General features: G+C 57.8%; 12 protein-coding genes. 9 read left to right on the top strand and 3 right to left on the bottom strand.

All coding sequences use genetic code 11. The features are described 5' to 3' along the window. Positions 1-7: 7 nt before the first annotated feature. From VGU61_RS13495 to map, 3 genes are read right to left on the bottom strand one after another with little or no spacing between them, the layout of a single operon-like run. Positions 8-754, bottom strand: a complete 747-nt coding sequence (locus VGU61_RS13495) for a pseudouridine synthase (RefSeq protein ID WP_326859662.1) — start codon at positions 752-754, stop codon at positions 8-10. A gap of 44 nt (positions 755-798) precedes the next feature. Continuing rightward, positions 799-3,351, bottom strand: coding sequence for a [protein-PII] uridylyltransferase (locus VGU61_RS13490; protein ID WP_326859661.1), 2,553 nt, complete (start codon positions 3,349-3,351; stop codon positions 799-801). 5 nt (positions 3,352-3,356) lie between these two features. After that, positions 3,357-4,187, bottom strand: coding sequence for a type I methionyl aminopeptidase (gene map, locus VGU61_RS13485; RefSeq protein ID WP_326859660.1), 831 nt, complete (start codon positions 4,185-4,187; stop codon positions 3,357-3,359). A gap of 361 nt (positions 4,188-4,548) precedes the next feature. Here map and rpsB point away from each other — a divergent pair, with 361 nt between their 5' ends. The 9 genes from rpsB to bamA all read left to right on the top strand — a co-directional run bounded on the left by rpsB (position 4,549) and on the right by bamA (position 14,518). After that, positions 4,549-5,298, top strand: a complete 750-nt coding sequence (gene rpsB, locus VGU61_RS13480; protein WP_326859659.1) for a 30S ribosomal protein S2 — start codon at positions 4,549-4,551, stop codon at positions 5,296-5,298. 118 nt (positions 5,299-5,416) lie between these two features. Beyond that, positions 5,417-6,328, top strand: coding sequence for a translation elongation factor Ts (tsf, locus tag VGU61_RS13475; RefSeq protein ID WP_326859658.1), 912 nt, complete (start codon positions 5,417-5,419; stop codon positions 6,326-6,328). 296 nt (positions 6,329-6,624) lie between these two features. Next, positions 6,625-7,341 (top strand): UMP kinase, encoded by a 717-nt coding sequence (pyrH, locus tag VGU61_RS13470; protein ID WP_326859657.1) that lies wholly within the window; start codon positions 6,625-6,627, stop codon positions 7,339-7,341. A 38-nt stretch (positions 7,342-7,379) separates the two neighbouring features. Beyond that, positions 7,380-7,940 carry a ribosome recycling factor gene (gene frr / locus VGU61_RS13465; RefSeq protein ID WP_326859656.1) on the top strand — a complete coding sequence of 187 codons (561 nt, stop codon included), beginning with the start codon at positions 7,380-7,382 and terminating at the stop codon, positions 7,938-7,940. Positions 7,941-7,980: 40 nt separating this feature from the next. Further along, complete coding sequence (uppS, locus tag VGU61_RS13460) at positions 7,981-8,739, top strand: polyprenyl diphosphate synthase (protein WP_326859655.1); 759 nt, start codon at positions 7,981-7,983, stop codon at positions 8,737-8,739. A gap of 1 nt (position 8,740) precedes the next feature. Further along, positions 8,741-9,559 (top strand): phosphatidate cytidylyltransferase, encoded by an 819-nt coding sequence (locus tag VGU61_RS13455; RefSeq protein WP_326859654.1) that lies wholly within the window; start codon positions 8,741-8,743, stop codon positions 9,557-9,559. 22 nt (positions 9,560-9,581) lie between these two features. Next, on the top strand, positions 9,582-10,763 hold the full coding sequence (gene ispC, locus VGU61_RS13450) for a 1-deoxy-D-xylulose-5-phosphate reductoisomerase (RefSeq protein ID WP_326859652.1): 1,182 nt from the start codon (positions 9,582-9,584) through the stop codon (positions 10,761-10,763). Continuing rightward, complete coding sequence (rseP, locus tag VGU61_RS13445; RefSeq protein WP_326859651.1) at positions 10,760-12,127, top strand: RIP metalloprotease RseP; 1,368 nt, start codon at positions 10,760-10,762, stop codon at positions 12,125-12,127. The genes ispC and rseP overlap by 4 nt, the downstream gene beginning before the upstream one ends. Positions 12,128-12,178: 51 nt before the next feature. Continuing rightward, a complete protein-coding gene (bamA, locus tag VGU61_RS13440; protein WP_326859649.1) occupies positions 12,179-14,518 on the top strand; it encodes an outer membrane protein assembly factor BamA in 2,340 nt (779 codons plus the stop codon). The last annotated feature ends 180 nt before the right edge of the window (positions 14,519-14,698 follow it).

The raw sequence follows: 14,698 nt of genomic DNA, 5'->3' as shown, positions 1-14,698 counted from the left end.
GCCGTCGTCAGAATCGTTCATCCGGTCCCAGATATCGCCACTGGCCCGGCGGAAGATCGCCCAGCATCACCCGGCCGATGCGCACCCGCTTCAGTCCCAGCACCGTCAAGCCGACGGCCTCGCACATGCGACGGATCTGCCGTTTCTTGCCTTCGCGCAGGACGAAGGTCAACTGGTCCTCGTTCTGCCAGCGTACCTTGGCGGGCAGGAGCTTTTTCCCGTCAAGCGACAGGCCGTGATTGAGGCGCTTGAGCTCGCTATCCGGCAACCGCCCCGGTTTCGAGTATTGCACCCGCACCAGGTATTCCTTTTCGATCGACGTGTCTTCCCCGATCAGTTGCTTCGCGATCCGGCCATCCTGCGTCAGGACAAGCAGACCGACCGAATCGATGTCCAGCCGTCCGGCAGGAACCAGGCTGCGCAGCTGGCTCGGATGAAACTCCAGCGGTGCGCGGTCTTCCTTCCATCGAGTGTCGGCGGTAATGAGCGTGACCGCGGGACGATATCCATCCTCCGCCTGGCCGCTTACGAATCCGACCGGCTTGTTCAACAGCACGGTTACCCGGCGGGCCTGCTGCGCCGCAGCCTGGCGTTCCACCGTGATGCGCTGGTGCGGCAACACCTTGCTGCCGAGTTCGGACACCACCTTGCCGTCGACACGCACCCATCCGCGTTCTATCCATTCATCGGCTTCGCGGCGTGAACACAGGCCAAGTTCGGACATGCGTTTGGATAGGCGGACGAGTTCTGTCATGGAGGCGGAGCAGGTAGATGAATGAAATTGAATTGGCAAAAGTCTTAGATACGCAGTGCTTCGAGCAGATCGGTTTCCAGCTGGATCTGGCTGCGGGCATTGTTCAGCGTCGGCCCGTCGACCAGAAAAACGTCTTCCACCCGCTCGCCCAGCGTCATGATCTTGGCGGTATGCAGATTGACCCGGTATTTGGCCAGCACATTCGCGATCGAGTACAGCAAACCGTTGCGGTCATTGGCGGAGACGGAAAGCAGGTAATACTGGCCGCGCTCGTCCGGACGCAAATCGACAGTCGGCGTAATCGGAAACGTGCGCGACAGGCGTGATAGCCGGCCCTTGCTGGGCGCGGACAGCGGCTCCTGCAATTTCAGCAGTTCCGTCAATTGATGCTCGATCAGGCTGATGATGTCCCGGTAGTTGTTGGCAAACGCCGGCTCGGTGACCAGGAATGTGTCGAGCGCGTAGCCATGCCGGGTGGTATGGATTTTCGCGTCGAGAATGCTGAAGTTCTTCTTGTCGAAATAACCGCAGATGCGGGCAAACAGATCGGGCTGGTCCTTTACGTAGACTGCTACCTGCACGCCTTCGCCGATCGGCGCGAGCCGGCACCGGACCACCGGCGTCGGACTGTCGATCCTGTTGTACAGGGAGCGCGTCTGCCAAGCGATATCCGATGCCTCATGGCGGAGGAAGTAGGCAACGTCCAGTTGCTGCCACAGCCGCTGGTGGGCGTTTTCCGGCAAACCGTACAGGCGCAACGTCTTCAATGCCTGTTCTTGCCGGTTCTTCAGCTCGTGTTCCGCCGACGGATCCTCTCCGCCCAGGACGCGAAGCGTTATCCGGTACAGGTCTTCCAGCAGCTTGCCTTTCCAGGCGTTCCACACCTTGGGGCTGGTGCCCCGAATATCGGCCACCGTCAAAAGATACAAGGCGGTCAGATGGCGTTCATCCTTCATTACCGCGGCAAAATTGCGGATAACATCCGGATCCGATAAATCCTGCTTCTGCGCGACCTGCGACATGGTCAAGTGGTGTTCGACCAGGAACACCACCAGTTCCGTATCTTCCTTCGACAGTGAATGGTCGCGGCAGAAGCGGCGCGCATCTTCCATGCCGAGCAGCGAATGGTCGCCGCCGCGTCCCTTGGCGATGTCGTGGAAGAGGGCGGCGATGTAGAGCAGCCAGGGCCGGGAAAAATTGGCCATCAGCTGGCTGCAGAACGGATACTCATGCGCATGCTCGGACATCGTGAAGCGGCGCACATTGCGCACTACCATCAGGATATGCTGATCCACCGTGTAGACATGAAACAGGTCATGTTGCATCTGGCCGATGATGCGGCGGAAATTGGGCAGATACCTGCCGAGGATGCTCGTCTGGTTCATGCCGCGCAGCGCATGCGTGATGCCCTGCGGGGCCTGGATGATTTCGAGGAACAGCGCACGATTCTCGGGTGCGCTGCGGAATTTGCCGTTGATCTTGAACCGCGCGTGCCACAAGGCCCGCAGTGTGCGGGCGGTCATGCCTTTCAATTCCGCATGCCGGGCGATCAGCAGGAAGACCTCCAGCATCGTCGATGGCGTGGTTTCGAAGGTATCGTCGTCGACAATGTCGACCAGACCATTGATCTGGTTGAATCGCTTGTTGATCGGCTGCGGCGAGCCCTGCTGCGGGAACAGCTGCGCTTCGATGTTCTGCAGCAGGATGGTATTGAGCTGGGTAACCGCCTTGGCCGCCCAGTAATAGCGTTGCATCAGATATTCGCTCGCGCGCCGGGTATCGGTGGTCTTGAAGCCGAAGGACTCAGCGATCGGCGTTTGCACGTCGAAGACCAGCCTGTCCTCGCGCCGCCCGGTATGGATGTGCAGGCGAATGCGGATATCCTTGAATGCCCGTTCCTTCTGGGTCAATTGGCGGGCTTCCTGCGACGTCAGCAGACCGCGTTCGGCCAGTTTTCGCCATGAGTCGCCCAGGCCGGCCGCCTTTGCCACCCACAGAATGACCTGCAAATCCCGCAGGCCGCCGGGACTTTCCTTGCAATTGGGTTCCAGGCTGTAGGGTGTGTCTTCATACTTGGCGTGGCGTTGGCGCATCTCCAAGGTTTTGGCCTGAAAAAATGCCTGCGGATCCATTGCCGCCTTGCAGCGATCCTGCAGGAAGACAAAGAGTTTCCGGTTGCCGGTGACCAGCCGTGCTTCCAGTAGGCTTGTCTGCACCGTGATGTCCGCAGCCGATTCAGTCAAGCACTCATCGATGGTGCGGATGCTGTGGCCGATTTCCAGGCCGATGTCCCAGAATAACTGGACAAGTTCTTCCAGCTTTCCCTTCAACGCGGCATCGGGCTGGGATTCAAGGAGAATCAGCACATCGACGTCGGAATGCGGAAATAATTCACCACGGCCATACCCGCCCACTGCGACAAGTGCGGCGCTGGAAGGAAAGCCGAGAGCTCGCCAGGCGTCGATCAGAGCCGCGTCGACGCCTGCGCATAGCTTGCTCAGAAGTCGCTCGGGTTTGCCGTCTGCCCGGAACGCCTCGATAACAGCCTGGCGCTCCGACTTGATGCGCTCCTTGAGTGTCAGCGCAAGCGAGGCCATGGCTGTCAGGCGGTGATCGACTGGGGAGCCGTGTTCTGGATGATTGCCGGCGGGGGCGGCATGCCGGCGGAAACGGTCAGCACTTCATAACCGGTCTCGGTCACCAGCACCGTGTGTTCCCATTGGGCCGACAAGCTGCGGTCCTTCGTCTTGATGGTCCATCCATCGCCCATTTCCCGGATATCGCGCTTGCCGGCGTTGATCATCGGCTCGACCGTAAAAATCATGCCGGCCTGCAGCTTTTCCAGTGTGCCGGGACGGCCGTAATGAAGGACTTGGGGCTCTTCATGGAAAACCTTGCCGATGCCATGGCCGCAGAACTCCCTGACCACGCTATAACCGGCTTTCTCGGCGTGCTGCTGAATCACGAAGCCAATATCGCCCAAATGGGCGCCCGGCCTGATTCTCGAAATGCCAAGCCACATGCACTCGAAAGTAATATCGGTCAGGCGCCTTGCCAAGATGGACGGTTCGCCGACAAAGAACATCCGGCTGGTGTCGCCGTGATAGCCATCCTTGATCACCGTGATGTCGATATTGACGACATCGCCGTTTTTCAGCACCTTATCGCCCGGGATGCCGTGGCAGACTACATCATTGACGGACGTGCAGATCGCCTTCGGGAAAGGCGTATAGCCCGGAGGGCAGTAATTAAGCGGTGCCGGAATGGTGCCCTGCACGTTCTTCATGTAGTCATGGCAGAGACGATCCAGTTCGGCAGTCGTAACGCCCGGCTTAACATGCGGTTGAATGAAATCGAGCACCTCGGCGGCAAGCCTTCCGGCTATCCGCATGCCCTTGATGTCGTCTTCGGTTTTAATGGAAATGGAAGCCATAGCACGCCAGAATGCGCAAAAGCGCAGGAGTAAATCAATATGAAATTATAGTCGAGCCGGCGGTGCAACACCGGTGATTCGGAAAACCGGGCGCCTTCGCGCCTAGGCGGATGAGCCAGGGATGACCAGGTGCCCTGCACTGGTGCATAAGTGAGGGCGGATTCTATTTGCCTCCTGCAAACGGAGCCCGAGCTTGATGCTGTTGGCGGTCTTCGAGTACAATCTCGGGTTAGCTTGAAGCGCTTTCAAGTGAATCCCGTAGTTGCTAAATTGTAAATCGCGAATCTGCCCGACAAGGGTGCCTCAGGCTAGACACGCCGGGGTGACTGGGTGGATTCAAGACCTAACCCTGGAGAATGCAATGTCCGTTACCATGCGTGAAATGCTGGAAGCCGGTATCCATTTTGGACACCAAACCCGCTTCTGGAACCCAAAGATGGCCCCTTATATCTTCGGTCATCGCAACAAAATTCACATCGTCAACCTGGAAAAGACCCTGAGCATGTATCAGGAGGCGATGAAATACATCCGTCAACTCGCATCCAACCGCGGCACTATCCTGTTTGTCGGCACCAAGCGCCAGGCACGCGACATCATTTCTGCCGAAGCGCAACGCGCCGGCATGCCATATGTTGACCAGCGCTGGCTCGGCGGCATGCTCACCAATTTCAAAACCATCAAGACATCGATCAAGCGCCTGAAGGACATGGAAGCTTCGCTGGAAGACGGCTCGGTCGAGAAGCTGTCGAAGAAGGAAGTGCTGATGTTCCGTCGCGAGATCGAGAAGCTCCAAAAATCGATCGGCGGCATCAAGGACATGGGCGGTATTCCTGACGCGATCTTCGTCATCGACGTCGGCTACCACAAGGGCGCCATCACCGAAGCAGCCAAGCTGGGTATCCCGGTCATCGGCGTTGTCGATACCAACCATTCTCCGGAAGGCGTGACTTACGTCATTCCCGGCAATGACGATTCCTCCAAGGCAATCATGCTGTACGCCCGTGGCGTCGCCGATGCAATCTTGGAAGGCCGTGCAAATGCCACCAACGACCTGGTCGAAGCCGTCAAAGGCGATGCCGACGAGTTCGTCGAGGTCAACGAGCAAGCTTAAGTCCGGCGCCTGACGGGTTCAAGGAAGGGGCAACAGTGGTTAGCCCCTTTTTTACGGGCAGGCACGAATATATTGTGATTGGGGCGCCGATTGGCGCCTATTGATTTAGGAGAATGACATGGCGGCAATTACCGCAGCGATGGTAGGCGAACTCCGCGCGAAAACCGACGCGCCGATGATGGAATGCAAAAAGGCATTGACCGAAGCCGAAGGCGATCTGGCAAGGGCGGAAGAGATTCTGCGTGTAAAACTGGGCAGCAAGGCATCGAAGGCCGCTTCCCGGATCACCGCTGAAGGCGTGGTGGCGGCATACATTTCCGGCAACGTGGGTGCTCTGGTCGAAGTCAACTGCGAAACCGACTTCGTTACCAAGAACGACGACTTTCTTACTCTGGCAAGCACGGCTGCCAGACTGGTGGCGGAAAACAATCCGGTTGATGTCGCGGCATTGTCGGCTTTGCCGCTCGACGGAAAGACAGTCGAGGAAGTGCGCGCGGCGCTGGTCGGTAAAATCGGTGAAAACATGTCGATTCGCCGTTTCAAGCGCTACGAAACAAATGCCAAGCTGACTTCTTACCTGCACGGCACGCGCATCGGCGTCATCGTCGAGTTCGACGGCGCCGACGAGCAGGTCGGCAAGGATGTGGCAATGCACGTTGCGGCAATGAAGCCGGTGGCACTGTCCTCCAGCGACGTGCCGGCCGAGCTGATCGAAAAGGAGCGCTCGGTTGCATCGCTGAAGGCAGCTGAAGACGCTGCCAAGGCCCAGGCCGAAGGCAAGGCGCCACAGTCGGCCGAAATCGTCGCCAAGCGCGTTGACGGTGCGGTGCAGAAGTATCTGAAGGAAGTTTCCTTGCTCAATCAATCCTTCGTCAAGAATGACAAGCAGACTGTTGAACAGATGCTGAAGGCGACCAACACCACGGTGAAGTCGTTCACCATGTTTGTTGTCGGCGAAGGCATTGAAAAGAAGCAGGATGACTTTGCTGCCGAAGTTGCGGCGCAAGTCGCCGCCGCCAAGCAGGCGTAAGCAGGACAAAGCGGGCCGGAAGGCCCGTTTTTATAGGCGAGGAGTATTTGTCGCCATTAAAGGCATGAGAGTCTGTAACATGTTTTCGGCGGGTGGCCTGGCAATACGGCCGCTCGTCATTGCGACTGTAAAGTTGCAAAAGAGATATTGCAAACAGACATCGTTTTACGTTTCATCAATACCATTCAATACCACGCAAACCGGAATTCCACTAATCTTTAGCCTCGAGATGGCCTATCGATAGCGGACCGGGAATGCAGACATCATTTAAACCGGATACCAAGGAGCCCAGCCCGATGACAACACCAGCCTACAAGCGCGTTCTCCTCAAGCTTTCAGGCGAAGCATTGATGGGCGACGATTCGTATGGGATCAACCGTGCGACCATCGAACGAATGGTGGCAGACGTAGCGGAAGTGGCAAAGTTGGGCGTGGAGCTGGCAATCGTGATCGGCGGCGGCAATATTTTCCGCGGCGTGGCGCCTGGTGCGCAAGGCATGGATCGTGCAACCGCCGACTACATGGGAATGCTTGCCACGGTGATGAATTCGCTCGCGCTGGCTGATGCAATGCGCCAGATCGGACTCACCGCACGTGTCATGTCCGCTATCGCCATAGAACAGGTCGTCGAGCCGTATGTTCGTCCCAAAGCGCTGCAGTATCTTGAAGAGGGAAAAGTCGTGGTCTTCGCCGCTGGTACTGGTAATCCGTTTTTTACGACTGATACCGCCGCAGCGCTTCGCGGATCGGAGATCGGCGCGGAGATCGTACTGAAAGCGACCAAGGTCGACGGCGTCTACAGTGCCGACCCTAATAAGGACCGGAATGCAACCCGCTATTCGACGATCACGTTCGACGAGGCGATTTCGAAGCACCTGCAAGTGATGGATGCAACCGCGTTCGCGTTGTGCCGGGATCAGAAGCTGCCGATCAAGGTGTTTTCGATCGTCAAGCCGGGAGCGCTCAAGCGCCTTATCCTCGGCGAGGACGAGGGTACGCTGGTTCACGTATAAACTTCAGGCTTAGTGCCGCTGCAACAGAGGAGAAGAACATGACTGTCGCTGACGTCAGAAAAAACGCCGAACAGAAGATGCAAAAGTCGATCGAGACATTAAAAACCGGATTGGCCAAGGTGCGTACCGGTCGTGCGCATCCCGGCATCCTCGACCATATCCAGGTCGATTATTACGGCTCGCCGACCCAGATCTCGCAGGTCGCCAACGTCACCCTGATTGATGCCCGAACCATCGGCGTGCAGCCATGGGAAAAAAAGATGGTGTCGGTGATCGAGAAGGCAATCAGGGAGTCGGATCTCGGTTTGAACCCTTCCACGCAGGGTGACATGATCCGCGTTCCGACGCCGCCTCTGACGGAGGAGCGGCGCAAGGAAATCGTCAAGCTCGTCAAAGGCGAGGGCGAGGATTCCAAAGTCGCGATTCGCAATATTCGCCGTGATTCCAACGAGGCGCTGAAGAAGCTGCTCAAGGACAAGGCATGCTCTGAAGACGACGAGCGTCGTGCACAGGATGATGTGCAAAAGTTGACCGATAAGTTCGTTGCCGAGGTCGACAAGCTGATCGCCGAAAAAGAAAAAGAATTGCTCACCGTCTGATCGCCGCACTCCGCAATTTCCTTACGCCTTTGGCCTTCAAATGACCCATTCAAGCTCAACGCAAGCGGTACCGAACATTTCACCGGTGCCGCGTCACATTGCCATCATCATGGACGGCAACGGCCGCTGGGCGACCAAGCGTTTCCTGCCACGGGTTGCTGGCCACGGCAAGGGCGTTGAAGCGGTGCGGACGGTGATCGAGACCTGCGTAGAGCGTGGTGTCGAATACCTTACCCTGTTCGCTTTCAGTTCCGAAAACTGGCGCCGGCCGGCAGAGGAGGTGTCCTTGCTGATGCGTCTTTTCGTCACGGCGCTGGAGCGCGAGGTGGCGAAGATGCATGCCAACGGCATTCGGCTCAAGGTAGTGGGCGATCTCAGCCGGTTCGACGCCAGACTGCAGGAGCTGATCGCCGCAGCGGAACGCCGCACCGCGAACAATCAGCGCCTTACAGTCACCATCTGCGCCAACTACGGCGGTCGATGGGACATCATGCAGGCTGTCGGCAAGATGATCGCCGCCTCGCCCGGCGCGACCGAATTCGGCGAGGAGCAACTCTCGCCATATCTCGCCATGGCATACGCTCCCGAACCCGATCTGTTCATTCGTACCGGCGGCGAAGAGCGGATCTCGAATTTCCTGCTGTGGCAACTCGCCTACACCGAACTGTATTTCACCGATACGTTCTGGCCGGACTTCGATGCAAATGCGTTGGATACCGCAATCGAATCGTACCGCCAGCGTGAACGCCGTTTCGGGCGCACGAGCGAGCAATTGGTCGAAAAGAAAAAGGCATCCTGAGATGCTTAAAACACGTGTGGCTACTGCGGTGGTACTGCTTGCAGTGCTCGTTGCGGTGGCGTATTCGCAGTCCTTTCTCTTCTTTGCCCTGGTAGCCGGCGCGTTTTTCGCGGCGGCGGCATGGGAGAGCTTCCGCATCTTCAAAAGCCCGTACCCGCTGGCAGGCGCGCTGATATGGACGGGAGTATTCGCTTTCATGTTGTGGCGCGGCGATTTTCAAGCTGCGACCTTGTTGTTCGGATTATGTACGGCCATTTGGGCGATCCGGCTTGCGCCCGCACTTGCGCTAGGCCTGCCGTCGCTAGACGGAATCGGAAACCGACTGCTTAGCGGTATCTACGGCATCACGCTGCTTGGCTGTTTTGTTGCAATCATCGTGCTGTTCCGCCAATCCCCGCTCTACCTGCTGTCGGTCATGGCGATCGTATGGGTGGCGGATATTGGGGCCTACTTTGCAGGGAAGACATTCGGAAAGCGGAAGCTGGCGCCCTCGATTTCACCCGGCAAGTCATGGGAAGGGGCGATCGGCGGCTGGATTGCGGTGCTTTTCTTTGCCGCGGCAGTGACCGCGACGCCCGCGCTGGCCGACACATTCATGCCGCGCGTCCACGAGCGTTCCGGCTGGATCGGTCTGCTGCTGGTGATGACCGTACTGACCATTGCCAGCGTTATCGGCGATTTGTTCGAATCACAACTCAAGCGCCGCGCCGGAATCAAGGACAGCAGCAACCTGCTGCCAGGACACGGCGGGGTGCTGGACAGGATAGACGCATTGATACCGACATTGCCGCTGGCTGTCCTGATCGATGCGTGGCTTTAAGACAGAAACAGGCAGGGGCAGCATGCAAACCATCACGATACTCGGCGCCACCGGTTCAATCGGCGCTTCCACGCTGGATGTGCTGGCGCGCCACCCCGACCGGTATCGTGTCTACGCACTCACCGCGCACAGCAGAGTGGAAGAGCTGGCATTGCAGTGCGAACGCTTTCGGCCAGAGGTGGCAGTCGTTGGCACTGCTTCGTCAGCCAAGGTGCTTGTCGGGCTGCTCCGGGAAAAAGGTCTCAACATTCAGGTCGAGTACGGCGAGGCCGCCTTGTGCGCGGTTGCCAGTGCGCCGGGCTGCGATGCGGTCATGGCAGCCATTGTCGGCGCCGCTGGCCTGGCGCCGACAATGGCTGCGGCACGTGCGGGCAAGAAGGTGATGCTGGCAAATAAGGAAGCGCTTGTCATGTCCGGACGCCTGTTCATGAACGCGATTGCCGAAAGCAACGCGACCTTATTGCCGATCGACAGCGAGCACAATGCGATATTTCAATGCCTGCCGCGCAACTACGGCCGGTCGATGGCGGAGCACGGGATTGCTAAAGTCTTGCTGACCGCATCCGGCGGCCCGTTCCGTAACCGTGCAATCGAAACGCTGGACGCTGTGACGCCGGAGGAAGCGGTCGCCCATCCGAACTGGGTAATGGGGCGGAAGATTTCGGTGGACTCGGCGACCATGATGAACAAGGGGTTGGAAGTCATCGAAGCGCATTGGCTGTTCGGCGCGCCGGCAGCCGATATCGAGGTCGTCATCCATCCCCAAAGCGTGATTCATTCCATGGTGTCGTATGTCGACGGGTCCGTGCTGGCCCAACTGGGTAATCCGGACATGCGCACGCCGATTGCGCATGCGCTGGCCTTCCCGGAAAGAATCGCGTCCGGCGTGGCGCCGGTGGATCTGGCGCTCATCGGCCAGCTTGCCTTCGAGCGCCCCGATCTGACCCGTTTCCCGTGCCTGAAACTCGCGTATGACGCATTATTGGCGGGTGGCAGCGCCCCGGCTATACTGAATGCGGCGAACGAAGTGGCGGTGGAGGCCTTCCTCGACCGCCGGATCGGCTTCCGCATGATTGATCAGCTTATTGCGCGGGTGATGGACCGGCTTCCAGGCACTGAAGTTGCCGGTATCGAAGATCTTCTGGTACAGGACCGTCGTGCGCGGGACATGGCACACTCCTTCATTCAACAAGGAACATCATGACCTTTATTCAGACATTGATCGCGTTTTTCGTTGCGCTGGGTGTACTGATAGTGGTGCACGAACTTGGACATTACTGGGTGGCGCGCTGGTGCGGCGTCAAAGTACTGCGTTTTTCGGTCGGCATGGGGAAGGTCGTGTTTTCCCGTCGCATCGGACCGGACCAGACCGAATGGGCGTTGTCCGCATTGCCGTTCGGCGGTTATGTGAAGATGCTCGACGCCCGGGAGCAGGATTTGAAGGGTTTGCCTCCCGAAGATCTAAAGCGGGAATTTACCCGTCAATCGGTGTGGAAGCGGTTTGCCATCGTCGCCGCCGGGCCGCTGGCCAATTTTCTGTTGGCGATTATCGTTTTTGCGGGTCTTTACAGCTATGGTATTCCGGAGCCAAGCTCCCGCTTGCGCACCGTGGCCGAAAATACGGCTGCTTACCAGGTCGGTCTGCGCGGCGGCGAACTCGTCACTGCAGTCAATGGGGAATCCGTTCGCCTGTGGACCGATCTTCGGTGGAAGTTGCTCGAGCTGGCAATCGAAAGGCAGCCGGCCAGTCTCGAAGTGGAACGTCCGAATCCGTCGCAGCCGGGCTCCACCGTGCGGGACACGGTAACGCTACGACTGGACGGTTTGAATACCTCCGATCTGGAAAGCGACTTCCTCGGCAAGCTCGGCATCGATCTGGCACGGCCGCGGGCTGTGCTGGGAAAAATCGTCGACGACGGACCGGCAATGCGCGCGGGGCTGAAGGAAGGCGACGAAATCCTGCAGGTGAACGGTAAACCGGTCATCGACGGCCTGGCGTTCGTCGAGACGGTACGCTCGTCGCCGGGCAAACCACTGGAAATTGCCGGTCTGCGCAGCGGACGAGAATTCGTCCTGACCGTCACACCCGAAGTGCAAACCAAGAATGATCGCAATTTCGGCATGATCAAGGCCGAAGTCCCGATGACGCCCGAAATGATCACCGCGAGCGAAGCGCCATTGGCTGCGGTCGGCAAGGCAGTGAAGAAGACTTGGGACAGCAGTGTCCTGACGGTCAAGATGCTTGGTAAAATGCTCATCGGCGAAGTTTCCTGGAAGAACATCACGGGGCCGATTACCATTGCGGATTATGCAGGCCAGACTGCCCGCATTGGCATCATCAGCTACCTGACGTTCATCGCATTCATCAGCATCAGTCTCGGTGTCATGAACCTTCTCCCCATCCCTGTTTTGGATGGTGGCCATTTACTGTATTATTCGCTGGAAGTTTTGACTGGACGGCCCGTATCTGAGCGGGTCGGCGAGATCGCCCAGCGTGCGGGCGTGGGCATCCTGATGACGTTGATGGCGGTCGCCGTCTTTAACGACATCATGCGGCTCATGACTTGAGTTTTTGCGGCCGGTCTGACGGCCGCAAAAACATTGAAAACAAAATAACCGATGAAATTCTATTCCGAGCGTATTTCCCCGCCTTTTTCTCCCCGCCGTCTCATCGCCATCGCCGTATTTGCCATGTGTGCCGGGCATGCTCTGGCGGTGGATCCGTTTACCGTAAAGGACATTCGCGTCGAAGGCATTCAACGGACGGAGGCCGGAACGGTATTCAGCTATTTGCCGGTGCGCGTAGGTGAGACTTACACCGATGAAAAAGGCGCAGCCGCCATCAAGGCGCTGTACGCGACGGGTTTCTTCAAGGACGTTCGCATTGAAGTCGAAGGCGATGTACTGGTGGTGATGGTCGAAGAACGTCCGGCGATCGCATCAGTTGATTTTTCCGGTGTTAAGGAATTCGAGAAAGACCAGTTGACCAAGTCCCTGAAGGATATCGGACTCGGCGAGTCCCGGATCTTCGATCGCGCTCTGGTTGACCGCGCCGAACAGGAACTCAAGCGCCAGTACCTGTCACGTGGCTTGTACGGCGTGGAAGTCACGACCACCGTGACGCCGATCGAACGCAATCGTGTGGCAATCAGTTTTGCGGTTGATGAAGGCGAAGTGTCCCGTATCAGGCAGATTACCTTCGTCGGCAACAAGTCGTTCAGCGATAGCGAATTGCGTGGTTTGCTCAGTTTGCGCACGCCGGGCTGGTTTACCTGGTACACCAAGGCCGACCAGTATTCGAAGCAGAAATTGACCGGCGACATCGAGGCGCTGCGATCCTACTACCTGAACCGTGGCTACCTGGAGATGCAGGTCGAATCCACTCAGGTTTCGATCACGCCGGACAAAAAGGATATCTACATCACCATCAACATCAATGAGGGTGATAAATACACGGTGTCCGGCGTACAGCTGGAAGGGGAAATGTTCGGCCGTCAGGAAGAATTGCGTTCACTCGTGCAGCTCAAGCCCGGGGATGTGTATTCGGGCGAGAAACTGGCTGAAAGCATCAAGAGCATTTCCGAGCGCATGGGCAATTTCGGTTACGCATTCGCGAACATCAATGCCAATCCCGAGATCGACCGGGAAAAGAAGCAGGTGAATTTCACGGTGCTGATCGATCCGGGCAAACGGGTCTACGTCCGGCGCGTCAATATCGGCGGCAATACCAGGACGCGGGATGAAGTCATCCGCCGAGAATTCAGGCAATTCGAAGACTCTTGGTATGACGGGCAGAAGATTCGCCTGTCACGTGATCGGGTCGACCGCCTTGGCTACTTCACGGAAGTCGGCATCGAAACCCCGGAAGTGCCGGGGACAACTGACCAAGTCGATGTCAACATGACGGTTGTCGAAAAACCCACCGGGAATATCCTGCTCGGCGCTGGTTTCTCCAGCAGCGAGAAGCTGACCCTGACCGGCTCGATCCAGCAGGCGAATGCATTCGGCAGCGGGAACACGCTGGGTATCGACGTCAATACCAGCAAGCGCAACCGCACCATCGCCCTATCGCAGACGAACCCCTATTTCACCGACGACGGCATCAGCCGCAGCTATGAATTGTTCCTGCGTACGACGCGTCCGCCGGAAGTCAATACCGGCGATTACGTCATCAAGACGACAGGCGGCAATGTCAAATTCGGTGTGCCTTTCTCGGAAGTCGACACGGTATTCTTTGGTCTGGGCATCGAACGTACCGAAGTCGAAACCTATACCGGCGTGCCGGGCTATAACGATAGCCCCGAGCTGTACAAGCGGTATGTGACCGACTTCGGAAATGGCGTCACGGCCACCACCACCAGCTTCCCGCTGACCGCCGCTTGGCAACGGGATAGCCGGGACAGCGCCCTGGTGCCGACGACGGGCCGCTACCAGCGCGTCAACTTCGAAGTGGCGCCGGCGGGTTCGCTTAAATACTATCGCGCGGTTTATCAGGATCAATATTTCCAGCCCCTGTTCCGGAACGTTACCTTGGCGCTGAACGGGGAAATCGGCTATGGCCGGGGCCTTGGCGACAAACGCTTTCCAATCTTCAAGAATTTTTACGCGGGCGGTATTGGCTCGGTCCGGGGCTATGAGGGCTCGTCGCTCGGTCCACGTGCTGCGAACGGCGATCCGCTTGGTGGCGCATCACGTATCGTGGCAAACGCGGAACTGCAGTTTCCATTCCCCGGTTCGGGAAATGACCGGACGTTGCGGTGGTTTACTTTCTTCGACGCAGGTAATGTATTCGCAGAAGGCGATCGGTTCCGGACTTCCGAACTGCGCTACGGCGCCGGTATCGGCATAAGCTGGGTCTCCCCGATCGGCCCGTTGAAGCTGAGCTACGGTCAGCCGTTGAATGCAAAAGAAGGCGATCGGAAGCAAACCTTCCAGTTCCAGCTCGGTACCGGATTCTAAGCGCCGGAACATTGGAATTCGACCCCCGTGATTGACCGCAAATGCGTTCCGGAAAATAGCGCACGGCACACGATGGCATAATAGGGCGGATTGGGGTGGATTCCTGGGGCGGCATCATCTGGTAATGCCGCAACGAGCCCGGATAATTTGAATTGCGGAGAATGATCTTGAAGTATTTAA

Source organism: Noviherbaspirillum sp. (genome assembly GCF_035944575.1).
In the GTDB taxonomy this organism is placed as follows: domain Bacteria; phylum Pseudomonadota; class Gammaproteobacteria; order Burkholderiales; family Burkholderiaceae_D; genus Noviherbaspirillum.
Note: the sequence above shows the minus strand (reverse complement) of the source record. Positions and strands in the feature narration are given on the sequence as shown.